This window comes from Alkalihalobacillus sp. TS-13 (assembly GCF_019720915.1).
In the GTDB taxonomy this organism is placed as follows: domain Bacteria; phylum Bacillota; class Bacilli; order Bacillales; family Fictibacillaceae; genus Pseudalkalibacillus.
This window is the reverse complement of sequence record NZ_JAHKSI010000001.1, coordinates 240,057-261,754: the sequence shown is the minus strand read 5'-3', so window position 1 is coordinate 261,754 and position 21,698 is coordinate 240,057. Positions and strand designations below refer to the sequence as shown.

Annotated in this window: 26 protein-coding genes and 2 pseudogenes; 3 read left to right on the top strand and 25 right to left on the bottom strand. The window is 40.3% G+C overall.

Going from position 1 to position 21,698, the window contains the following annotated elements; genetic code table 11:
* Positions 1–7 precede the first annotated feature (7 nt).
* The 3 genes from KOL94_RS01270 to KOL94_RS01260 all read right to left on the bottom strand — a co-directional run bounded on the left by KOL94_RS01270 (position 8) and on the right by KOL94_RS01260 (position 1,481).
* Complete coding sequence (locus KOL94_RS01270; protein ID WP_221563375.1) at positions 8–796, bottom strand: alpha/beta hydrolase; 789 nt, start codon at positions 794–796, stop codon at positions 8–10.
* Between the two features lie 27 nt (positions 797–823).
* Positions 824–1,141, bottom strand: a complete 318-nt coding sequence (locus KOL94_RS01265) for a TIGR04104 family putative zinc finger protein (RefSeq protein WP_221563373.1) — start codon at positions 1,139–1,141, stop codon at positions 824–826.
* A 166-nt stretch (positions 1,142–1,307) separates the two neighbouring features.
* Positions 1,308–1,481, bottom strand: coding sequence for a DUF1206 domain-containing protein (locus KOL94_RS01260; protein ID WP_221563371.1), 174 nt, complete (start codon positions 1,479–1,481; stop codon positions 1,308–1,310).
* 66 nt (positions 1,482–1,547) lie between these two features.
* On the opposite strand from KOL94_RS01260, the gene KOL94_RS01255 reads away from it, so the two are divergent.
* Positions 1,548–2,153 carry a hypothetical protein gene (locus KOL94_RS01255; RefSeq protein ID WP_221563370.1) on the top strand — a complete coding sequence of 202 codons (606 nt, stop codon included), beginning with the start codon at positions 1,548–1,550 and terminating at the stop codon, positions 2,151–2,153.
* A gap of 287 nt (positions 2,154–2,440) precedes the next feature.
* Here KOL94_RS01255 and KOL94_RS01250 read toward each other — a convergent pair whose 3' ends face one another.
* From KOL94_RS01250 to KOL94_RS01190, 13 genes are all read right to left on the bottom strand, one after another.
* Positions 2,441–2,956, bottom strand: a complete 516-nt coding sequence (locus tag KOL94_RS01250) for a GNAT family N-acetyltransferase (protein ID WP_260412159.1) — start codon at positions 2,954–2,956, stop codon at positions 2,441–2,443.
* Between the two features lie 52 nt (positions 2,957–3,008).
* On the bottom strand, positions 3,009–3,917 hold the full coding sequence (gene ctaG / locus KOL94_RS01245; protein ID WP_221563369.1) for a cytochrome c oxidase assembly factor CtaG: 909 nt from the start codon (positions 3,915–3,917) through the stop codon (positions 3,009–3,011).
* A gap of 25 nt (positions 3,918–3,942) precedes the next feature.
* Positions 3,943–4,536 carry an SCO family protein gene (locus tag KOL94_RS01240; protein ID WP_221563368.1) on the bottom strand — a complete coding sequence of 198 codons (594 nt, stop codon included), beginning with the start codon at positions 4,534–4,536 and terminating at the stop codon, positions 3,943–3,945.
* Positions 4,537–4,566: 30 nt separating this feature from the next.
* Positions 4,567–5,016, bottom strand: coding sequence for a FixH family protein (locus KOL94_RS01235; RefSeq protein WP_221563367.1), 450 nt, complete (start codon positions 5,014–5,016; stop codon positions 4,567–4,569).
* Positions 5,017–5,079: 63 nt separating this feature from the next.
* A complete protein-coding gene (locus KOL94_RS01230; RefSeq protein WP_221563366.1) occupies positions 5,080–5,892 on the bottom strand; it encodes a cytochrome c oxidase assembly protein in 813 nt (270 codons plus the stop codon).
* A 20-nt stretch (positions 5,893–5,912) separates the two neighbouring features.
* On the bottom strand, positions 5,913–7,316 hold the full coding sequence (locus KOL94_RS01225) for a PepSY-associated TM helix domain-containing protein (RefSeq protein ID WP_221563365.1): 1,404 nt from the start codon (positions 7,314–7,316) through the stop codon (positions 5,913–5,915).
* A gap of 21 nt (positions 7,317–7,337) precedes the next feature.
* Positions 7,338–7,907 (bottom strand): DeoR family transcriptional regulator, encoded by a 570-nt coding sequence (locus KOL94_RS01220; protein ID WP_221563364.1) that lies wholly within the window; start codon positions 7,905–7,907, stop codon positions 7,338–7,340.
* A gap of 609 nt (positions 7,908–8,516) precedes the next feature.
* A complete protein-coding gene (locus KOL94_RS01215) occupies positions 8,517–9,014 on the bottom strand; it encodes a hypothetical protein (protein WP_260412158.1) in 498 nt (165 codons plus the stop codon).
* A gap of 138 nt (positions 9,015–9,152) precedes the next feature.
* The gene (locus KOL94_RS01210) at positions 9,153–9,839 is read right to left on the bottom strand and encodes a response regulator transcription factor (protein ID WP_221563362.1); all 687 of its coding nucleotides are present in this window, start codon (positions 9,837–9,839) and stop codon (positions 9,153–9,155) included.
* A 13-nt stretch (positions 9,840–9,852) separates the two neighbouring features.
* Positions 9,853–11,286, bottom strand: coding sequence for a sensor histidine kinase (locus KOL94_RS01205; RefSeq protein WP_221563361.1), 1,434 nt, complete (start codon positions 11,284–11,286; stop codon positions 9,853–9,855).
* A gap of 96 nt (positions 11,287–11,382) precedes the next feature.
* Entirely contained in the window at positions 11,383–11,592 is a 210-nt protein-coding gene (locus tag KOL94_RS01200) for an SHOCT domain-containing protein (protein ID WP_221563360.1), read from the bottom strand.
* Between the two features lie 123 nt (positions 11,593–11,715).
* Positions 11,716–11,928, bottom strand: coding sequence for a hypothetical protein (locus KOL94_RS01195; protein ID WP_221563359.1), 213 nt, complete (start codon positions 11,926–11,928; stop codon positions 11,716–11,718).
* 381 nt (positions 11,929–12,309) lie between these two features.
* Positions 12,310–13,134 (bottom strand): MBL fold metallo-hydrolase, encoded by an 825-nt coding sequence (locus KOL94_RS01190; protein ID WP_221563358.1) that lies wholly within the window; start codon positions 13,132–13,134, stop codon positions 12,310–12,312.
* A 266-nt stretch (positions 13,135–13,400) separates the two neighbouring features.
* On the opposite strand from KOL94_RS01190, the gene KOL94_RS01185 reads away from it, so the two are divergent.
* Together KOL94_RS01185 and KOL94_RS01180 are read left to right on the top strand one after the other, a co-directional pair.
* Entirely contained in the window at positions 13,401–14,003 is a 603-nt protein-coding gene (locus tag KOL94_RS01185; RefSeq protein WP_221563357.1) for a bifunctional 4-hydroxy-2-oxoglutarate aldolase/2-dehydro-3-deoxy-phosphogluconate aldolase, read from the top strand.
* Positions 14,004–14,069: 66 nt separating this feature from the next.
* Positions 14,070–14,273: a hypothetical protein gene (locus KOL94_RS01180; protein ID WP_221563356.1), complete on the top strand. Its 204-nt coding sequence runs from the start codon at positions 14,070–14,072 to the stop codon at positions 14,271–14,273.
* Here KOL94_RS01180 and KOL94_RS01175 read toward each other — a convergent pair.
* The 9 genes and pseudogenes from KOL94_RS01175 to KOL94_RS25570 form a co-directional block, all read right to left on the bottom strand.
* On the bottom strand, positions 14,270–14,692 hold the full coding sequence (locus tag KOL94_RS01175; RefSeq protein WP_221563355.1) for a hypothetical protein: 423 nt from the start codon (positions 14,690–14,692) through the stop codon (positions 14,270–14,272). The two genes, KOL94_RS01180 and KOL94_RS01175, sit on opposite strands and share 4 nt — an antisense overlap.
* A 227-nt stretch (positions 14,693–14,919) precedes the next feature.
* Positions 14,920–15,723 (bottom strand): nucleotidyltransferase family protein, encoded by an 804-nt coding sequence (locus KOL94_RS01170; protein WP_221563353.1) that lies wholly within the window; start codon positions 15,721–15,723, stop codon positions 14,920–14,922.
* A 254-nt stretch (positions 15,724–15,977) separates the two neighbouring features.
* Entirely contained in the window at positions 15,978–16,724 is a 747-nt protein-coding gene (locus tag KOL94_RS01165; RefSeq protein ID WP_221563352.1) for an SDR family oxidoreductase, read from the bottom strand.
* A gap of 112 nt (positions 16,725–16,836) precedes the next feature.
* Positions 16,837–17,151, bottom strand: a complete 315-nt coding sequence (locus tag KOL94_RS01160) for a putative quinol monooxygenase (RefSeq protein WP_221563350.1) — start codon at positions 17,149–17,151, stop codon at positions 16,837–16,839.
* Positions 17,152–17,922: 771 nt separating this feature from the next.
* A pseudogene (locus KOL94_RS01155) lies at positions 17,923–18,232 on the bottom strand (GNAT family N-acetyltransferase); the annotation flags it as partial.
* Between the two features lie 240 nt (positions 18,233–18,472).
* Positions 18,473–19,021, bottom strand: coding sequence for a DinB family protein (locus KOL94_RS01150; protein ID WP_221563348.1), 549 nt, complete (start codon positions 19,019–19,021; stop codon positions 18,473–18,475).
* 73 nt (positions 19,022–19,094) lie between these two features.
* Positions 19,095–20,018 carry a helix-turn-helix transcriptional regulator gene (locus KOL94_RS01145; RefSeq protein ID WP_221563346.1) on the bottom strand — a complete coding sequence of 308 codons (924 nt, stop codon included), beginning with the start codon at positions 20,016–20,018 and terminating at the stop codon, positions 19,095–19,097.
* A 414-nt stretch (positions 20,019–20,432) separates the two neighbouring features.
* Positions 20,433–21,329, bottom strand: a complete 897-nt coding sequence (locus tag KOL94_RS01140; RefSeq protein ID WP_221563344.1) for an RCC1 domain-containing protein — start codon at positions 21,327–21,329, stop codon at positions 20,433–20,435.
* Between the two features lie 55 nt (positions 21,330–21,384).
* Positions 21,385–21,632 (bottom strand): annotated as a pseudogene (locus KOL94_RS25570) (GNAT family N-acetyltransferase); the annotation flags it as partial.
* Positions 21,633–21,698: the final 66 nt, after the last annotated feature.

Below are 21,698 nucleotides of genomic sequence, written 5' to 3'. Positions count from 1 at the left end.
GTCAAGATTACATCTCTGTTTTCACCTTATCTTGGAGGATGAATCCAATGAAATCTGAAACACGTTTTTGGAAGGCATGATAGTTATGCTCCCCTCCATCTATGATTTTGAATGTCGTATTTGCCACCTTTTGATCAAGCATCGCAAAAACACGTTGATTCGAATCCAGGAATCCAGCATTGATATATTCGTCATTGGTTTCCATCGTGCCACAATCGAGATAGATCCCTTCGATATTGGATAAATCCGCTTCTTTTATCAAGGCTTCGATTTCTTCCTGGTTGCGCCAAAACCCTGAAGACAAACCTGCTATCTTCGTAAAAATGTCTGGATAAGCGCAAGCGGCATATGTAGAAATCAACCCGCCCAAAGAAATTCCAGCCATCATAGTACGATCCGCCTTCGTTCTGTACTTTTGATCGATGAGCGGTTTCAGTTCATCGACAATGAACTTGATGTACTCTTTGCCTTTACCGCCAAGGTCCCGATCATCACCAAATTTTGTTTTACAATACTCCCCGTTCTTCCACGGGCAATACTGGTTGACGCGCTCTTCAAATGTTGACGGCTGATCAATTCCGATCACAATCAAATCAATATTATACTCGTCTAAATAGTTTTCAAGTTCTAAAGATTTACCACCAACCGCAACTTCATCCCGGAATACATTTTTCCCATCATGCATGTACAGGACTGGATAATGTTGTTCCGAATCGTCATAGGATTTCGGCAAGTAAACCCGAACCGTTCTCTCTTGATTGAATGGGGTCAGGTTGATCGAAAAAGTTTCAAGCATCTAGAAACTCACCTTCTTTGTTTGTCATCACCAAAGAGGTTCTTCGGTGTTCGTCACTTCCATATAAAATGGAGAAATGAAAATCATTGCAGCAAAAACCCCAACATGGGATAAATATAGGGCCATTGCAGGGACACCAATGATTAAAAAGTCTATGGCTGCCATTACGCATAATAGAAAAAGTGGTATAAGGACCACATAACCAACCATATTTCTGCGAGTTTTTGCTGATATGAATTGTATTTCACCACAATAAGGACAGGTCATCTTATTTGTGAACCGGAACTGTTTTCTAAAGGTTTGTCTCCATGTCCATTCTTGGTAGCAATTTTGACATGTCGGCATAAAACCACTCCTCTATATAATAATTCTACGGCCATCTTCACACCTCCTTCCAAAAACAGTAAGAAGCGGTATTAAGTTCGTAAAACCCGAGACTCAAAATCCCACCAAAAAACACATAAAAAAAGAGCACAACCCCACGCTTGAGGCTGCCCATTCCTAAAATAATCTATTTGACTCTCATGTGTCGGCTTTTCCCTTTCCAAACCTGGAATACCCCATATAAGAACAGACCTACAGCAATAGCTCCGAGCATGATTTGTCCGTATGGCTGGGAGGCGATTTTTCCTAACGCACCGTCCAGGCCGATCATTTCATCTGGATTTGGTGTCCATGCCGTCAAGACCACCTAAAGAAAACTTTAACTCAAAAACATTCAAGAAGGAGAATAGAATGGGAATAGGGAAATATGACAAATAGAAAAGAGGGGATAGGAATGAAACGGATCACCATTTATTTCATGATGATGCTTTTTGCTTTTTTGAGCAGCATTCCTACATATGCGACCAGCTGGGTGGAATTAACACCTGACCAAGTTGAAAAAGATGCGGATATCATAGTACTTGGTACATATGACTTTTCAGGTTTACCGATAAAGGGAAAAATGATTTTCGATGGCTATGATTTCAATGTCCAAAAAGTATTCAAAGGTGATGCGGATGAGGTAATCACTGCCGGAATCGATGCTTTTGACAAAGGCTGGGTTAAGGAGTTCCAACAAGAAGGCGGGGGTTTTTTGCTGTTTTTAGAGAAAAATGAGGGATTCCGCTTCCCGACACCAGTAGGCGGTCCAAATGGGATGATTCAAGTAAGGAATGGAAATGTCGTAAATGAGGATGCCTATAAAAAGAATTTTTATGAGCAACTCATGATGACTGGCTCAACAGCCCCATCTCAAAATACAGACGGACCAGCCAAGTCATTTTTTCAAAGTGCTTGGCCGATCGTCTCAGTAGCAGGTCTTATAGTATTCCTGTTTATTTTAAATCATAGGCGAGGGAATACGTTCCCCTGACGAAAACCTTCTTGCACTTTTCCGTAACGGACACAGGAGACCTTATTCATCCAATTTTCTATTGATTTACAAAAATAACGGACACCAGGGACCTTATCTCGTGAAAAGCATAGAAAATCAGCTGCTTTGTTCACAAATAGAGGCTCTGATGTCCGTTAACTTTCATAAATCACAGCTTTTGACACAAATAACGGCTCTGGTGTCCGTTAATTTTTTCCGCCCATCACTATCAAGCATATCCTCTCAAAAAAAAACAGCCTAGTCATCACTAGACTGCTGCAAATGCATCAAGGATATTGTACTGTGCCTTCGATTCCGTCCAATTGACCAGGCACCGCTTCATAGACCATGAACGCTTCATCCGGAATTTCGAACGGTGGGTGGATCCCTTTCGTACTAGCACGGATAAAACCGAATCTTGGATAAAATTTCGAATGTCCGAGAACGACAACCGAACCGAAGCCTGCCTCGATACATCGGTTAAGACCATCCCGTACCAATGCAGAACCGACGCCTTTGATTTGCCAGTCCGGTTTTACAGCCATTGGTGCAAGAGCTAGCGTTGGTTCACTTCCGCCACCTGTTTTTATAGAAATCCTGCTGAATAAAATATGCCTGATCACATCTCCACTTTCTGTTTCGGCAACGAGTGACAACTCAGGTATAAATGCATCCGATTTCCGGACCCCCTCAATCAATCTTGCTTCATTTTCTTGTCCGAACGCAAGGTCATTCACTTCTTTTATCTTAGGAATATCAACTTTATGTTCCGCTGTTGCAAAATCAACAATTAAGTATAACAAAGCCTCTAAAAAAAAAGCAGACCATTCCACCTGAAACAATCTGCCTTCCTTATTATTTTACACGATTTGTAGAAGCTAACAATTGATTTATTTCAGCGTCATCCTTCAAACGCTCTTTCCGGACCCATTGGAAAAATACATATCCGAGTACCGAGCCATAAACAATCTCCTGAACCACTTTCATGATGATGCCGCCCAGTTGCTGATCGTCTACAGGTGATAAAGGGACAAACTGGCTGTATAATTCCGGCGACACAGGACCACCTAATTGCAGACACAGCCCAAGAGCGTAAGACCAGGTTTCAGGATTGCTGTAAGTTGAATAAAGCGTTGATTCAGAAAAGATGATCAGTGCACAAGCTGGGGTCAACAAGATCCCGTTTCCGAAAATATAACCGACCTTCTTCAATCCAAACATCGTATCCCATTCAGGTATTGGACAAATGACCGGCCACCACATGATGACTGCTGTCATGAAAAGAAGAGCCTGGAAAATGAGATGTTCCGTGTAGTTGGTCATCAAGTAATCAAAAACAAGCGGAAAATGATAAAAGGAAAATACCGCATTGAATAATACCAATGAAATCAGTGGTTTCGTCAATACTTTTAAGGGCTTCGTGAACGAATTGCTCTTCAGTAGAGGCTTGATCATCCAACCAGGCATGCCATAGAGCAACAGAGGCGGAGCCATCAGATAACAGACCGACATCTGTATCATATGGATGCTGAACATCAAGTGTCCGATCAGATAGAGCGGTCCGCCGAAACCAACGTAGAACATTACAATTCCCACAATGAATGAAACCTTCTTTTTCACACTGACCGGTTCAGAATTAGAAAAACGATTTTTCCATGGTCCCGTATACATGAGATAAAAGAAAATGATTAGCAATGTAACCGCCATGAATATCGGATTCCAAAGTTGACTAAAGCTGAAGTTCATCGTTACTTGTTCCCACATAACAATTACACCTTTCCATCTAACATCACTGTTGCAATGCTTTAATATCTTTGATTACTTCTTGATCATCCTTATCAGAGCGATCTGTTCCACTGTACTTCGTTACTATTGTTCCATTCTGATCTACAAGATAAAAGGAAGTTCCATGTGTCACTTGATCGGATTGCCCTGTTTTTTGAACAGGGGTCTTGAAGCTGTCCTTTGCAAACTCTTCGATTTCCTTTTGACCGTAACCCGTCAAAAAGTGCCAATTCGAAAAGTCCGCATTGAACTTACTACCGAATTCTTTCAGCACTTTTGGAGAATCCACTTCAGGATCGACACTGAAGGATACGATTTCAACGTTTTCCAATCCTGCCTCTTTTATATTCTTTTGGAGGCTCGCCATATTATTGGTCATAGGCGGGCAAACGGTATTGCAATTTGTGAATACGAAATCTGCAATCCAAACCTTGCCCTCAAGATCACTCAACCTTACAGTCTCCCCATCTTGATTTTTATATTCGAAATCTTTCACTTCAAAGTCTAAGTCACTAGGCTTTTCCAATTTTTCTCCACCACAAGCTGCCAAAACGATCGCTAATGAAATGAGTAAAAAAATCACTCGAAGTTCTTTCATATCGTTTTCCCCTTTCTGTAAAGCTTACATTCACTCGCCAACCTTGATTTCTTTCTTCGGCATGTTGTGCATATCACGAGCCGTTACGTGTGACTGTACGAAATAAACACCCTCTTCATCAAAGGAACTCTCGATGGAGTACATCCCTTCACCATCGTTGGTTGCTTCAATCATTTCACTGTCGTCTTTAGAGCCTTCCTTCCACACCTCAAACACGACCTCGTTTGCATCCGCAACATGCTCATCTCCATACATCACCATCGCTTTTATTGTGACGGTCTCCCCTTTATCAGCCGTTTCAGGAGATTGAAGATCCACTTCAAGCATTTTCATGGAATCTTCGGCATTTTCATTGTCACCGTGCCCTTCGTGTTCACTACCCTTCTTTTCGCCTTGTCCTTGATGTTCATCAGAACCACCGCATGCCGCAAGAAGTAACATGAATAAGAAAAATGGAATGAATAATTTAAATGATGTCATAGTTGAACCCCCCGATTCATTATTAGTGAGTTTTTTGTACTCATTTAAAAGACTATTTGATAATTATTTGAAATTTATCGGACTGCAGAAGCATTGTTTAGTATCGATCGGATCTTTTGATTGGTCGGATAGTAATGGGACCATAAATAGACTGACCTTATGCATGATGATCATGAGCACCCCGGCTAATTCCTGATCAAACGGCATAGAGAAAGGGAGGAATTGACCAGGTATTGATCCTGTCGGATAACAAAGTTCAGAAAGACTCTGTAATGAATAGGAATCCGCAAATCTAGATATTCCATGGGAAAAAATCAACAGACTGATACAGGCAGGCATTAACAGCCATTTATTAAGTTTCAAGTAATGATGACATTCACCTATACATAGCCATTTTTTCATTGTTGGGGATGTCATGCGCCCCCACATCCCAAAAGCCGTTATCATCATCACTGCTGAGTAAATAAACGTATAAACAGGATTGACATGAACCAATCCAGCAATACCTGGAAAGTGATACATGGTAAATAGGATAGCAAACACCAGAAGACTGTAATGATTATTCAAGATTTTCCTTTCCACCCACTCGACTTTCTGCAGCTGATAAAAACGTAATGGAAGACCAAGTAGCAATAATGGAGGAACCATGAAATAAAGCATACTCATCTTGAGCATATGCGTACTCATGGAAACCCCGCTCAATTCATCCAATGGACTTCCAATCAATAAATAAAAGAAAGAGATACCAGCCGAAAAGAAAAATAGATGACGTCTTTTCTTGAGACTTTTCCGTAAACTTATGAGATAGACCAAAGTGATGATCAACAGAACGATCAAAATAGCATAATCCCACTCCAGCTCCCCAAACAAGACCATGATATCCTAGTGGGGTTTGTTTATGCACCGATCCAATTTTTCAATTTGGGAATACGTTGTACCACCAGCTTATCGATCAGGAAAACGATAATGATCGAGACCCCCACTAATGGCATGAGCACACCAAGCACGATCATGATGCAGAAAACCGTACGCGTGATCTTCTTATCTTTCGGTTTTTTCGGTGCCCCTGATGTTCCAGTTGGTTTACGTTTTCTCCTCATTAAGAAGGAAGAAAGAACGATACCAATCAATCCTATACATACGATAAGACCGATGATCTGATTCGCCAAACCAAATAACTTTCCTTCATGGATCGAGATACCAAGTGAAATCGCCTTTGCCAATATTCCGTAATCGTCATAGCGGACATCCGATAGGACTTCGCCACTGTATTGATCCACATGCATCACTGCATCTTTCCATGGTTGATCGTGAAATGCGGAAATGGTATAAACCCCTGTTTCACCTTGAGGCATCGAAATCGTGTAAGGCTTTTCGATGTTACGGTTATCTGTGATTTGCTGTGGATAATCGATCGCTAGCATACCACTTTCATTTCTTTTTGACTCTGGTACCGGGACGTTTTTGGCTGCCCAAGGTACATCAACAGCGACATCCTTCGCTTTTACATCCGACTCTAAATCTTCTGGTGAAAAGGCGAATGCTGGGTATCCCGTATGTGTTGATGTTGCTAAACGATTGATTTGCTCGCCCATGATCCCGGACCACGGTAAACCTGTCATGATCAGGATCAAAATCAGCAGTGACAGCCAAAAAGCAGGAACCGCATGGATATCCCTCCAAAATGTTCGGCCATTGGACCGAATGCGAGGAAGGAAGGTACCCCAGATTGATGCCTTATTACGAGGCCACCACACATATAAACCTGATGCGAGTAGAATAACAGCCCAACATGCAGCTAACTCCACTATCCGGTTGGCCACTGTACCCCCGACAATCAGTTCGCTATGTAGCTTCTTGAACATTTCTGTAATCGTCTTTTCACTATTCATCGAACCGAGGATTTTTCCGGTATATGGATCAATGAAAACCGATTTCATTTCAGATTCAGTTTCCACACTGATTTCAGCGGTTCGTTCCGGATCATCGAAGAACGTCATTGAACGAACTGAACCGTCTGGATAATCCGCCTTCACAGTGTTCACCAATTCGGAAGATAAAAGGACGTTATCCCCTACATCTTCAATGTAATAAAGATCATGGTATATAAATGATTCAATCTGTGGCTTGAAAAGGTAGACACCACCACTGAATGCAAGGATGATCAGAAATGGTGCAAAAATGATCCCAGCATAAAAGTGCCATCTCCAAACTGAAGCATAAAAAGATGATTTCTTATTGGAAGATTTCTTGGATTCTTGTTGCTCTTTTTCATAAGATGGTTGGCGTTGTACTTCCATTCAGGTTTTCCTCTTCCTATTTTATTTGCAGTTGCATGTGTGATTCATTTCATTTTCAATAGCATCGATTGCTTCAGTGAAAGAGTAAAGTTCACCGCCGAACCCTTTTTGGAATTGCTGCGCCTGTTTCAACGAACCGAATGCGATGACTTGTGGATGACAGCAATTCAAGTTGATGTTAGGTTTCAATAGGAAAGTCGCCATTTTTGCACTGATCGTTGTATCTTGCAGGAAATCGCTGCATAAAATTTGTGAAACTTCCTCCTTGATGTCTTCATACCTTAAAAGACCACAATGTGGACAGCACGTGTTCTCGACGGTCTGATGTTTTGTGATCAATTGGACAGAATGGCGTGTTCGATCCGTCTTATGGCAATATGTACAAGCGTTGATGGTCGGTGCTGTCGTTTGTTGGCCCAATGAGATCCCTTTTGATGTTTTCTCGACCTCTCCTCGTTCAAGCAGTGGTTTCAAATCCCGATACACGGTCATTTCTGAAACATCAAGCCTGTTACTAATCTCCGAAACTTTCAATGATCCTTCCTGCTGCAGCCATGTTAAAATTTGTTGTTGCCTTTCAATCGGTAGCATATCGTTCCTCCTATAAATATATGTTGAATCGCTTTCTTAAGCGTAAACAAGTCTTCAAAACCCAACAAGTGATTTTTTGATATTAAATGTGACTTTTTGTTGAATACAACATGGCTTTGGTATCTTTTATTGGGGTCGCGCTGCTTGCTCAAGTTGAATAATACAAAGATAAAAAACCAATAGAAGCGGTACTATGCTCAGCTCTATTGGTTTTTCTTATGGCTGTTTTCTAAAAGTTTGTTGCAAATGGAATGTTGTAAAGAAAGAGATGGAGCTTATGATAGTGGAAATATGCGAGACTTCTGCGGAAAAGCAAGCTAAACGAGACTTCACAGTTAGGCAGGTTGCAGGTTAACGGACATCAGTGCCGTTATTTGTTACATATTATGGGTTTTAGAAATTTTAACGGACATCAGCGCCGTTATTTGTCTATATAGCAGCTAATTCCTATGATTTTCAGGATATAAGGTCTCTGGTGTCCGCTATTTTTGTAAATCGGTTGATATTAGAACAATTAAGGTCTCCTGTGTCCGTTAACCATACTAGACCGCGACGTATTTTCGCAAGAATCAACAATAGTTGTATAACAAAGCCTTCTTTTAAACTTATTTACGATTTTCGCTTTCCCCATGGTTTGAATACAGAAAGGATATACATTGATACGAGAAAAATGATTTGAAGAATGATTCCAATGAATAGATCCGTCTGATTGGTTACGAACTCAGGGTTTTGCAGTGAATTTAAGCCATCGTGTTCCACAATCATCAAACCATTAAGTGACCAAACATAGATTCCGACCATACCGATTGCAATGGCAAAGATCGTCAATACCTCTTTGGCGATGATCCAATAGTAGCGTACGAAGCCCCAGTGGGTTACCGCTGAAAGCAAAATACCTGTAATCACTGTACCGATTGTAGACGCCCTTATCGAAGTCCTGCTCAATACGTTCATACTCGTATACGACGCCATCAATATTTGTTGGTCATCAGTAGCTGCAGCTGCAATATTCAAAATCAAGAAGATGACAGTGGAACCTAACATGATCCCAGCAAACAGCAAATGGAGTGTTAGAAAGACTCTTTTTGTCTTTAATCCTGTTTTCATCAGAAAGCAACCTCCTGTTCAAAATGCGTTATAAACAGGATAAAGACCATTCCTAAATTTCCGTTTAAAAATTTCTTAAAATAACCTTAAAAAAATCTACAACTACCAGTGCCGTTTTGCAGATTCAATATATGTGTCTCATGCTTTAAAGCGATACCCCGCACCCCAGACAGTTTCAATATACTGAGGATTTGAAGGATCAGCTTCGATTTTTTCACGTATTTTTCTTATATGGACTGTGATTGTAGAAATATCCCCCAATGAATCGAGTCCCCATATCCTGTCAAACAAGTGCTCTTTGCTGAATACATGATCCGGATGGTTTGCTAAAAACAACAAAAGCTCGAACTCTCTGGCAGTAAGGGTGATTTCTTTCTCGTTCACCCATACTCGCCGAGTATTTCTCTCGATCGTCAAACCACGGACATGCAGTTTATCTTCTTCTCGATCCTTTCCGAGAAAACGCTCATACCTTGTCAGGTGTGCTTTGACCCTTGCTACAAGTTCACCAGGACTGAAAGGTTTTACAATATAATCATCTGCTCCCAATCCTAACCCACGGATTTTATCGATATCTTCCGTTTTGGAAGTTACAAGTAAAATAGGTATGTCTTTTGATTTCCGAATGGTTTTACAAATTTCAAATCCATCTTTACCAGGAAGCATGATATCGAGAAGGATGAGTGAATAGTCTTCGGTCATGGCTTTTTCCAGCCCTTGATCACCTGATGTTTCGATCTCTGCGATAAAACCATTTATCTCCAGGTAATCACGTTCCAGCTCTGCAATGCTCCTATCATCTTCTATGATCAATACTTTTGTCATTGCCACCCACCTCTTATCTTTGAATCTTTTTTATCATAAAATAGATACTAGTGCCTTTTCCTGACTTGCTTTCCGCCCATATTTCACCACCATGGTCCTCTATGATCCGTTTAGCAATCGCCAGTCCGAGACCACTTCCACCTGTTCCTGTATTACGGGAAGGCTCGCTACGATAAAATCGATCGAAAATGAAAGGAAGCGCCGATTCTGGAATACCAGATCCGTTATCATGAATCTGGACGATGACCTCCTCTTTTGTATTTTCCAATCGTATCTTGATCGTCTTATCCTCTTTATCAAGATACTTCAAACTATTATTCAGGATATTCATGACAACTCTTTTGACCTTCTCACTATCAGCTAACACATGGTATGATCCTGTATCATCAACTTCAATAGCCAGGCCGACTCCACTCTGGACAAGGTCAAACTCTACCTCTTCGATCAAGTCTTCCATAAATGAACGGAAGTCCACGTCTTGGAAGTCGTACGGCAACCGGTTCAAATCTAACTTTGAATACAAAGAAAGTTCGTCGATCAGATGATCCATATCAACAGCTTTTGTAAAAATCGTATTCAAATATCGATCCATTTTCTCAGGTGTATTCGCTACACCTTCTTGTATCCCTTCAACATACCCTTTAATTGAGGTAATTGGTGTTTTCAGATCATGAGAGATATTAGCTACAAGTTCTTTTCTGTTCTCTTCATATTGTAATTGCAGGTTGATCGACTCTTTCAATTTGCGCCGCATTTGGTCGAATGTAAGAGAAAGTTCACCTAACTCATCCTTTTTCTTTGTTTTGATTTCAAAGTTCAGGTCCCCTTCACTTATCCGTTTGGAAGCTTGAGTCAATTCATTCACCGGGTTGAGGATAGTTCTTGACATCAAATAGCTGAGCAATATATTTGTACCGATCAATATCAGGAGGAGAATCCCAAACAAAATTGGAAAGAGGCCGAAATGGTTCATAGAGTCAGCATTTTGTAAAAGGAAAACCGTTCCTTCTGCTCCATCATCAAAATAAAAGTCATAGGACCGAAGTAAAATTGGACGGCCATCAATCCATTGTACAGGACGTTGAAACCGATCATTGCCATAAGCAGGAAGATCGTTGGATGATATCTTGTCCGAGTTTTTGGATTGATAGATGATTTCCCCCGCTTTTCTAACAATCAATGAAGTTTCAGCGTTTTCCAATTCATGAGCAGATTCATTGAGGTAGGTTCCGCCTCCCAGCTGATGTGGTGACATAGATGCGATCTTCTTTAACTCAGTAAATTCCTGCTCCACAGCATCCGATCCAGAACTATTTCCATTTCCCCAAAATTCAGTAAATCCACCGAAAATAAGTGATATGATCAGTAAAACGGCCACTACAAATAAAATTACCGGAATTACAATCATCGCTATATTCGACATGATCAACTTTTTTCGTATCGACATACTTCTAAGCCTCCTTCCACCTACCCCATTCATATTCTATCAGTTTGCTGGTTGCATCATACAGAAACACCGCTCGAATCGGGCGGTGTCTCTGTTTCATTTTAAGTTTTCTTTGATTCTTTTGAACTCGGTCTCGTCGATTTCGCCACTGACATACCTTTTTTCAAGCATTTCCATCGCATTGTATGATCCGCTTCGATACCATTGCCCATTTTTTCGTAATAAAATGAGATTAGTAACAAAGATGGCGATGAGTATGAAAAAGATTGGAAATACAAACCAAGGGAAGAAACCGAAATGGTGCATGTAAACCCCTCCTGTGAATAATGTATTGTTACTATCCACAGGATATCGCTCAGTTCTTAAATGCATCTATACCAAATATTAATAGTTTCTTAATTCTTCATGTGTTGAATCACTTGCTCCCATTTAGTGTTTCTTGTAAGCTCGAAAAGGTGTGAGGTTCTCCACAAAGGCGCTGTACTTGCTTTTCCAATCATGATAAAAAGAAAGCAGTGTTTGATGCATTTCTCTCAACGTAATTAAAATTAAAAATAACATCATGAAGGTTGCAATTTCCCCGGTAAAAAACGAAATAACAGCTATCACAACTACCCAGAAATAGAACATTGTTTTATCCATTTGACCTTCCTCTCTAAGAGATGATTCCTCCTGAACCAATCCCTTTTTAATGGAATAATATAGAATTTCCATATTCCCTTACAGAATCCTTCAACAAAGTAGAATCAGCAAACAGCCTTCCATATCATCGAGAGTGTTGAGGTCAGGAATTTCCATAAAAATAAGTGCAAAATAGTAAAAACTATCCCTGTTTAAAGAAAGAATGGGATAGTTTTTTCATTTATTGTTTGTTTCGGGTGCAGAAATCATGTGATTTGGGGTCTAGGATCGTTATATCCGCACGTTATCTACAAACATAGCTCCGAAATGCAAAAAATATGAAATTATCTACGAAAATAAGAATTTATCTACAATACGTAAAAACACTGCGTTTGTGCACCTTCACGTATTGAACAGCTTTCCTTCAATCGCATCCACATAGCGTCGTGCCGATCGCTGCACCGCTTCGTTCGCTTCAGTCCTCACGATTTTAAGGAAGGCACTGTAGATCCGGTCAAAGGTCAAGTGATACACTTTTTCGGCGATTTCTTCCACTTTCCTTGCTGGCAGCGGGATCTGGTTTGGATAACTATACATGAAGCTGACCCAGTTCTGGTCCGCAACCACCTGGATGATGTCCCCGGTCAACAGGATCCCTTTCCCACTGTTCCCACCCGGCCAATGCAGAACCGCTCCTCCTTTAAAATGACCGCCAAGACGATGGAGAGTAATCCCAGCTTCAAGCAGCAGCTCTTCGCCTCTCCAAAATTCAATCCGCATACTCGGCTCCATCACCCATTGCTGATCGTCTTCATGGATATAGATCGGAGCGTCAAAGATTTCCGCCCAATCTGCCTGCGTTGAATAATAATGAGGGTGCGACAAGGCGATCGCGTCGATTCCTCCTAGTTTTTCAATCGCCTCGATCGTCTCTTGGTCCAAATATGTGATGCAGTCCCACAAAATGTTGAAGCCGTTTTGACGAACCAGATAAGCCGTCTGTCCGATTCCGAAACTCGGTGTGGTGGTGATGCTGTACAGGTTTTCCTCTTCCAGTTTGATTTCATTCCGATAGTCTCCGCTCTCGACCACCGATTGGAGCGTCGTCCATTCCTGCCCATTCTGATTGACGTACTGCCGCTCATCCTGGCATATCGAACAACTTTCAGGCGCACGCTCACTTTCCGGATATTGGACGCCACATGTTGTATAAATGTATTTTTTCATTTTTGTTCTCTCCTTTTATTTCACTTCTTACCTTTATCCTAATCAAGCAAACAAACCCAAGAAACGAGCAAAAGATTGAAACTGACGTACAACTTTGGATGTATTCCGCTCAGAAAAACGCTGATGTGGTTTTAACTTCCTTTTAAGTCGGGAAAAGCTACAATAGGCATCCAAAAATACCCTTTTCCCATCTGCCTTGATAGGCATGTCCGTGAAAAGGTTTTTCACATACATATATAAATCTTTCAATCGAGGTGGTTCTGATGTTGAATGAACTTAAAGAGGCAAAGGTCATCCCCGTTATGCGAAACATGCCCGATGATGATCTAACAGACATCGTGCAAGCCCTTGTAGATGGTGGTGCCAAGGCAGTTGAAATCACGCTGGATGAGCCGAACGGCATAGCAAAAATCAAAAAGCTCAAGAAGGAATTCCCTGATCTGTTGGTTGGGGCAGGTACCGTATTCTCAATTGATGATGCGGAAGATGCCATCAAGGTGAAAGCTGATTTCCTTGTCTCGCCAATCATGGTAAAAGAAGTTCTTCATTTTGCGAATAACCGTCACACGTTATTCATCCCAGGGGTTTTCACACCTACTGAAATGGTCCATGCAACGATCCAAGGAGCATCAATGGTCAACATCTTTCCAGCCTCCGCCCTTGGACCAGAATTCATTGCATCCGTATTGGAACCGTTTGAAGATATCTCGCTCATGTGTTCAAGTGATGAAAATGTTGCAGATTATATGAAAGCCGGAGCAGAAGTGATCCGAATCGATCGTAACCTGATCACTGATAAAAACCTCGAAAACAAAGAATGGAACCAAATCAAAGAACGGTTTCAAGAATATGTGGAACAGGTAAATTAATGTAGAACCCCTCCTGATCATAGTGCTATACTAGAAGCAGTACCATTTTTTAGGAGGGGTTACATATTGGTTATGTTCATGAGGTTTCTTTCCATATTCATGCTTATTGGTTTTTCGATATCGTATCTTATTGAAAGATTTCCAGATTCATTTGTAGTTGCGTCCCCAGTAATTGCTTATGCTGCAATCTTCTTCTTGATCCTTGCTGTCGGGTACCTGATCCTCCATTACTGCAAAAGAATCGTGAGACTGTGGAACAGTATGGATTAATTCCCAGATGCCACGTCTATCGGAACATGTTTACCATTTCTGAAAGCCTTTATATATTCATAGTCCTTATCTAAATTCACTTTATATAACAACTGGTAGTCCACTGATTGATTGGCGTAATCCTCAGTGCTTTTTTCATCAAAATAAATGTTCAGCGTCTCTCCATCACCTTCCGCATAAAAACGTTCAAAATAGGTAGCTTTTTCACCTTGGACGACATTTTTTCCATTCAAAAAAACATAGACAGCTTTCTTTTTATCAAAGTATACGTATAGGCCATTCTGATCTTCTACTTGATCAATAAAACTCTGAATCCCTTTATGTACAGTAGCAATCTTTATATAAGAATACGATAGTTCCTTATTGCATCCTGCAAGCATTACGATAAGTGTCACAACTAATATCTGCCTTTTAATCATGCCCCCCCTCTCCTCGACTTACCGTTTACCATATTTTAACACAGCAAGTCACAGGCTAAAATAAACCCAACAAATTTGCTATTCTTCCACATCTATTTCATTAAGGCGATTCTTTATGCGGCAATCGCCCCCTTATTTTGAACAATTAAATACTCTTGAATGCCTATTAAGGAAAATCAGGATAATGATTACTGCCAATAGCTTCTTGAACTAAAGCACCATAATGTTCAAGAAGTGATACGGGCTTCACGTTCGAAGTTCGCAGTAACCCACTTGCCCTCGCTCTGAAAGAGATCTAGTACTAGTTCTAGATTGAGGGGCGGCTCCTCTATCCATTTCTGCAAAGTGCGAATAATAGGTTCCTTATGAGGAAAGTACTGGATAAAAACATCAGACTGCTCGTGAAGTCGTGTTGACCATATCTGAGCTCGTACCATCACCATTGAATAGTATGTACGAATGAGCTTACGAGCCAAGTTTTGTAAAAGTGTTTTAAACTCATCTATGGTAGCTGCCTCTAACCGGATTATTGTCCTATCAAGAACTTCACGAATATCTCCATTAAAACTTATCGCTATCTCTGATGTGAGTTTGTAAGGGCCGAATCGTTCTCGAAGATCCTCTCCGTGAACACAAACACAGAGTTCCTTAAGAAATGCCTGTTCGTAGTAATTCGCCGGATCAACAACATAGTCGTAATTTGCAACAGCAATGCCAACATCGCGAACCAAAGAGTGATACTTTCGAGACAATGCTTTCGTAACTGTCTTTAACTCCGCCAACTCTTCTGCACACAGCTTATCATCGAACATAACTAAAAGGTCTAGATCTGACTTAACCGCCACAGCTTCACCTCTTGCAACGCTTCCATATACATAGACACTGTGCAATAGATGTGGAAATAACCTTACTAGCTTCTCGACAGACTCTCTTATGCACGGAAGGTAGGCATTGTCAATCTTATCTATAGCGACGTCAGTCATAATGTACCCTTCCCCGTCTAGCCCATATCCAGTTTGTAGATTCCCCATTTCAATCTCCTTTCTCCCTCATTAGTCTTTACTCTTTCACATCTACGTCATTAGCTTAAATACATCTTATATTTATTTTAACTTAAATAACCAGTTCGTTATAAAAACGTTATTCATTTATATGGCCCTAATTACAAGCTGTTTTATATCAAACTATAAAAAAGAGCAACTCTTATATTAGATTTGCTCTTAGGGTAGTTTAAATTATATGCAATAAAGTGCTCAAAGTGCCCCAGTTGATATGAGGCTAAATGTCAAATCATATACATACCGCCATCTACAGGTATATATGAACCAGTGATAAATCCAGATCGGTCACAAACATATAACGCAACAGCCTTAGCCACATCTTCAGGCTGAGCGATCCTTTTCAGTGGTGTCAATGCAGTAAACTCTGACTTAAGTAGTTTCACTTGCTCTCTTGAAGCATCGGTTTCTACTAATCCTGGTGAAATCACATTAGCCGTTATTCCGAATTCTCCAAATTCCTTGGCGATCTGTTTGGCAAATTGGACAAGTGCTGCTTTTGCTGTTCCATGAGCAATAAAGTTTTTTTCTGGAATTTTCGCAGCTGCACTTCCTATATAGACGATCCGTCCATAACTATTTTCTTTCATTACCGGTAAAATTGCCTGCGATAGATGATAAGCAGCTTTGATTTCATCATTTAGTTTCTGTGAAAATTCAGACCATGAAATAGTAAGAAAAGGCTTTATAACAAAAGGGATGTTGGCATTACTAACTAAAATATCAATTCGTCCCCACTGTTCAAGGATCTGATTTGTCATAATGGTTACTTGTTCTGCACTGCAAACATCTCCCTGAATTTTGATAGCATCTCCTCCATCCGATCGAATTTCATTTACTACTTGGTCTGCACTTTTATGGTCAGATAAGTAGTTAATTGCAACTTTTATACCCATGCTTGCTAACTCTTTCGCTGTAGCTGCACCAATTCCGCGTCCGGCACCTGTAATAAATGCTACTTTTTCTCCTGACATAAAACTTTTCTCCTTTATACATTTCATTTTTAGAGCTAATCAATTTGCTTAATGGTTAGTGTAGTTTGCTAGAAGGAAACCACTGGTTAAATCAAAGGTATAATTTAAGAGTTTATGAGTTTTCAATATTTTCTACCACTGTGTAGTACCCGCCTTCTGTTCCTTCAATCAGATGTTGAATCTTATTTAGGTGTTCTGCAAAGTCAGCTTTTTCTAACCAACTTTTATGAAATTCAATACTCTCCCATGTAGTCACCATAATTGCCTTGTTATTATCGACTGAACAATGCCAACGACTACTAATCCAGCCAGGTACATCTTCGCTTTTAAAGTTTACTAATTCTTCAGATTGGATAGTGACCAATTCATCCAGTTTACCTGGTTTGGCAGTAAATACGTTAATCCACACTACTTGTTTATTATTCATTCAAATAACCTCCTTAAATAAAGAACATTTTTTATAAATTTAAATGACGGTTAGTAATGACTGATATTTTATTTGAATATGATTAAGGATTTAAGCCCTGGTGAATAAATGAGTACTTTCAGTTATAGCCTTTCGAGTGAAACATTTGGAAAATTCATATCATGATCCAGGTTATTCATAAAAATGCCGAAATTTTGCATTATGAGTCGCAATGGCCACTGTTGCTCAGACTAATATCCTTTCTGTGTTATGTCAGTACTGACTGTCATTTAATTATACTTTATTCCATCTTCATAAATTTTGCAAGAGAAATTGCACATTTTCTAATAAAAGTGGGCATACCCCATACCCATCAAGCTAAGTTAGTAACTAAACTATTATCCAATAAAAATGCCTAAAAGTTAGGTAGTAAGTTCCCGTTTAACCGGGTTTCTAGCGAGAGGATATCATGAATGCCTTGCCATAGATCTTCCAAATCAAACAACTGTTCAATATGGTGTACACCAAGAGGAAACGTCGATCGGTGCAATAGATCTTTATGAAATGAAAAAATACACCTTAAAACAAGTAACCGAAAGGACGGGTGTATCTAAGGTAAAACTGTACAAGGAGTTAAGAGAAAGAAAGGAACTATGCAAATCATACGGAACGACTATCAACTTTTGATGATAGTCGTTCCATTCCATTTATTGGACAAATGGCCCCAGAATTGATGGATGCTACCTTTACTCCCGATTGCTGAAGATCGATTTCAGTTAATTATTACTAAAATTAAAGCCTATGATAGTGGAAAAATGTAGCGTTAGCATTTATTCCAATTGAAAATTTTTTAAAGCCTAAAGATCATAATAGGACTCCAAATTTTCTTCACACATAAGTTGGGGAATAACTCGATTTTGTTCACAATGTTGAATGATTCGGTAAACATTTCTTTGCCGATACCTTTGGATTGATATTTTGGCAGCACATCGACTCCGCAGATAATTACCACACCATCCGATATCACACGTTCCATACTCACTAATTGTTGTTTATCAAAAGCATATATTGCATATCAACTTTGGTTGCACATTTGTTCTTTGTCATCTCGGTTATTGAGGTGGATCCAGCCTCTAATGCTTGCTCATAAGTATCATCACTACCGATTCAAACCAATCCGGATTTCCGCATGTCAGATCGAGCCGTCTTCATTATATATTCGAAAGTCGTCACACCCATTGAAAGCATTTTTGATAAAATCAATTAATCGAGCTGTATCCTTTGTGATAACCAGGGTGTCACTGTCGTATAGCCATCAGGTATCGTTTGCATATTGTTTGATTTACCCATTTTTATTTGCTTCCTTCTTTCCATTACTGCTATTTGAAGATTTCACTTGATACCAAAACAATGCGTAATCATTCATCGTCAACGAATAGCCCATCTGATGCAACATGGAGGATACGTTGCCCCGGTGATAAGTCCCATGATTAACAACATGAAGGACGATCTCGGATACTTTCGTATCACGAACTCCGGCATAAGGATTATCCAATACGATTTTCCGATCCAGATACATCTCCATTTCCAGGAAACTCTTATAACGTTGGGAGAGTTCGATAAACATTTTTTCTAATTCCTCAAGAGTCCTTGATGATGCTTCCTCTTCTACCTCACCTGATTTTTCCATCGAGACACTCATATCTATACCCGAAAGGATTTCCAGCCAGCCACGATCTGTGGTATAAATATGTGCTAGCACCTTCGAAATAGAAGGGAATGTACCTTGCACCTCCTGATAAAAAATCTCTTCTGGAAACTCCTTTAAACGATTGAAAATCACCTGATTAGCCCAAGAATGATAATGATACATTTCTACTGGATTTGTCATGGTCAACGACTCCTTTTGTCTTTTTTAACTTTCTTTAAGGTCATTATAAAAAGAAAAGTATGACAACAGAATGTCATACTTCAGAATAAAGTTTTATGATTTTTTTAATTTCTTTTTTCATTTTCTTTCGAAGCTCAACCGGTTTCATGACTTCAATATTGCTTCCGAAGCTCAGTAACGCAGACCAAAGCCAATTTGCTTCATTTGGTTTATAAACATGAAAGCTTATCGTTAACGAACCATCATTATGAAAGGTTTTGATGGCAAGGGGAAATCGATCCATTGCTGAAGCAAGGGCATCGGAAGAAACATGTAATTCAATTGTTTCTACATCCTCATGTTCCACGCTGTAGTATGTAGACCCAGGCATCCTATTCTCTTCTACATCGTGTTTTTGTCGGAAATATTCGCTACTAACCTGTAAATGGTCCATTCTAGAGATTTTAAAATTCCGATAATCCATCGGTTTCCTACAGAATCCATAAAGATACCAGGAGCTATGCTTATACAACAATCGGACAGGCTCTACTATTCGATTCGTTTTTTCATTTTTAGCATTAACATAGTTGAAACGTACAACCTGGCGATTTGTTATTGCTTTAAGCAGTATCCGTAATGATTCTGGCTTAGACCCATTGCCACCAATATCCACGGATAATCTTTGGCCTGCTTCAGAATCTATCGATTTAAGCCGTTCTATGGTTTCCAAGGCACGATCATCTTCAAAAACAGTAGACATGCTGTAAAGGATGGAGATAAGTGAACCAACGTCATAAGAACCGAGCAAACTTTTGTCCAGCTTGTATCCATCCATTATTCCATACCCACCATTAACGCCTTGGTATGATACAACGGGAATCCCTGCTGCACATATGGCGTCAATATCACGATAGATCGTTCTTTGAGAGACATCGTATTTTTCCGCCAATGCAGAAGCGGAAAGAATCTCATTATTCAATAGTTTATAGATAATGGATACTAGTCTTTCTACTCTCATAATATCACCTGATTACTTATATAATTCTTGATATTTCTTACGTGTTCCCAAGTATTGCATCACCTAATGGAAGTTATTTGTGTTTGAATAATTACCCCTGTAATAATAAAAATTCCCCCACAAAAAATGGCCATCTTCTATTTTTGAACTTTCCTTCATCTTTTGTCACATAGGGGACAATGCTATTATTCTTTAATAATCAAACTCTTCAATTTTCATTTTATATTTCCTTCTTTTACTCAGCAAAATGTCTATGTAATAAAAACACAACTCTTATTCCATATTTGCCCCCTTTAACGGAACAAAGGGCGTTATCCAATATTCTTGAATTGCGCCCTTTAATGGAATAGCCTTATTTCTGAAGCAATGCTCATTAACTCGTTCAGTGATTCTCTGACTTGTTGTTATTAAAAACTAATTGCCGGGCAGTTGGATGCCGCGCCAGCCGCTTACATCGCATTGGCCATATTCATTATCACCCACAGCAACCACCGTGCCGTCCGATTTAAGCCCGACGGTATGGGCACAACCCGCCGTAATCGCCACAATATCGCGCCAATCACTTACATTACATTGGCCATACTCATTCCAACCTACGGCTGACACAGTACCGTCAGATTTAAGGCCGATTGTATGATTACTACCCACCGCAATTGCCACAATACCGCGCCAGCCGCTTACATCGCATTGGTCATGTTCATTCAAACCCACAGCCGTCACCGTTCCGTCAGATTTAAGACCGATTGTATGAAGATAACCCGCCGCGACTGCCACAATATCGCACCAGCCGCTTACATTGCATTGGCGATACCGATTATTACCCACAGCCGTCACCGTGCCGTCCAATTTAAGACCGATGGTATGCCAGTCACCCGCCGCGACCGCCACAATATCATGCCAGCCGCTTACATTGCATTCACCTTCATTATTTCGGCCCACTGCTACCACCGTGCCATCCGATTTAAGCCCAATGGTACGACGCCAACCCGCCGCAACCGCTACAATATCGCGCCAGTCGTTTACATCGCATTGGTCATGCTTATTCCAACCCACAGCCACCACAGTATTGTCAGATTTAAGACCGATTGTATGAGCATTACCCGTGTTCGTCGCCATATGAACATTACCAGCCACGATCGCCACAATATCGCGCCAGCCGCTTACATCACATTGACCATATTTATTATCACCCAAAGCTGACACCGTACCGTCAGATTTAAGCCCAACGGTATGACGACGACCCGCCGCTATGGTATCTTTAGGCCACCGTTTCACCTTTAACACCGCTTCTTTCGGTGAAATGTAATCCATGTTTTACCTCCTTGAATATAAGCAACCCTGCAGTTACCTGACAAGCATATGTACTTTACGGTTGCTCGTCAAATGTAAGCAACTGTATGGTTGTGTGATAAAGGAACCATTCACCGGTTATCGTGAATCCACATCTCTCTAGAACCTGAGTGACCCTATGTTGTCTTTCGCAGCACGAGCATATAAAGGACGGACTGTAGCATGTTTCAGAAATTGCCTTAGAGCGCTGGTAGCAATACCCTTTCCCCAATATTCTCTTCCAATCCAATAGCTAACCTCTAGTTCGCCGAACTGCTGGAAGCATAGAACATTGCATACAACGTTATCTTCATCAATGATTGCTGCTTGATAAGATCACCTCAATGATAT